Source organism: Pseudoroseomonas cervicalis ATCC 49957, assembly GCF_000164635.1.
GTDB classification, from domain to species: Bacteria; Pseudomonadota; Alphaproteobacteria; order Acetobacterales; family Acetobacteraceae; genus Pseudoroseomonas; species Pseudoroseomonas cervicalis.
The window spans coordinates 1-1,724 of the sequence record NZ_GG770960.1; the positions used below are offsets into that span (position 1 = coordinate 1).

Sequence of the window (1,724 nt, forward strand, 5' to 3'; positions counted from 1 at the left end):
GCCTTTGGTGCTGGCCGGGCTGTGGTACGGCCCGCGCCTGACCGACTGGAACGAGCATCGCGACCGGCTGGCCATCCTGGCGGCCGGCCGCCTCGGCCAGCGGGTGACGCTGGCCGGGCCGGTGCAGCTCACCCTGTTGCCGCAGCCCATGCTGGAGGCCGGCGGCGTCACCATCGGCGGGCCGGAGGACGACATCTCGATCCGCGCCCGCGCGCTGCGGCTGCGGCTCGACCTTCCGGCGCTGCTGCGGCTGCGGCTGGAGCCGCGCGAGGTGGCGCTGGTCGGCGCCGAGATCCGCCTGCCCTGGCCGCCCGTGCCGGCCGGCGGCCAGCCCTTCCGCCCGCCGCCCTGGCTGACCGGGCTGCAGGGCCGCATCCAGGATTCGCGCGTCACCATCGGCCAGCTGGTGCTGGAGCGGGTGGAGGCCGACCTGGCCGCCGCCTCGGCCAGCGAGGCGCTGCGCATCCAGGGCCGCTTCCGCTGGCGGCAGACCGACCTGGATTTCGACACCACCCTGGGCCGCGCCGGCTGGGACGGCATCGCGCCGCTGGCGCTGACCGTCTCCGGCGCGCGCGCCTCGGCCTCGGCCAGCGGCGTGCTGCTGCCGGAGGGCGGCTTCGAGGGCACGCTGCAGGGCGGCGGCAGCGATCTGTCCGCGCTGCTGCCGGCGCCCGCCGGCAGTTTCCGCCTGCGCGGCCGGCTCTCCGCCAGCGCCGACCTGCTGACGGCGGATGAGCTGGCGCTCGACCTCGGCGGCAGCCCGGCGCGCGGGGTCGCCACGCTGCGCCTGGCGCCGATGCCGCGGCTCGACCTCGCCCTCGTCACCGGGCGGGTGGAGCTGGACCCCTGGCTGGCCGCCCTGCGCGGCGCGGGATCGCTGCCGCTGCCCTTCGGCCTCGACCTCTCGGCCGAGGCGGCGGGCTTCCGCGGCCTGACGCTGCGCCGGCTGCGCGGCGCCGCCTTCCTGGAGGGCGACCGGCTGACCCTCTCCGACATCGGTGCCGTGCTGCCCGGCGACACCGAGATCGAGCTGTCCGGCACCACCACCCGCGCCGCCGCGCCCGCCCAGGGGCAAGGGCAGGGGCAAGGGCAGGGGCAACAGGGGCAGGTCCCGCCGGCAGGGCGGCTGGAGGCGGCGGTGCAGTTCCGCGGCGCCACGCTGCGCGCCACGCTGCTGGCGCTCGGCCTGCCGCTGGAGGGCACCGACCCGGCCCGGCTGCGCGAGGGCGAGGGCCGCTTCCGCCTGGTGCTGGACGAGGCGCAGGCGGCGGTGCCGGAATTCACCGCGACGCTGGATGGCGGGCGCGTCTCCGGCGCCGGGGTGTGGCGCTTCGGCGCCCGCCCGGCGCTCGGCCTCGGCCTGACGCTGGAGCATCTGCCGCTGGAGGGCTGGCTGGCCCCGGGCACGCTGCGCGGCCTGGGCTGGGCCGGGCTGCAGCAGCGCCTGGCCGGGCTCGACGCCAATCTGCGCCTCTCGGTCGAGCAGGCGAGCTGGAACGGCGTCCCGATCCAGGGCCTCTCCGCCGATGCCTCGCTGGAGAATGGGAGGCTGACGGCGCGGCGCCTCTCGGGGCGCGTGGCCGAGAGCGATGTCAGCCTCTCCGGCGTGCTGCAATTCGGCGGTGTCCAGGGGGGGGCTCAGGCGGGAGGGCAGGGGAGCGGCCAGGCGGGGGCGCCAGGGGGCGGACCAGGGGGCGGGCCAGGCGGTGGCCAGGGCGGCGCCC

Annotated in this window: 1 protein-coding gene; it reads left to right on the plus strand. The window is 78.2% G+C overall.

What is annotated here, in order from left to right; translation table 11 throughout:
* The coding region (locus tag HMPREF0731_RS20775; RefSeq protein WP_040614303.1) for a hypothetical protein at positions 1–1,724 on the plus strand (1,724 nt) is incomplete at both ends.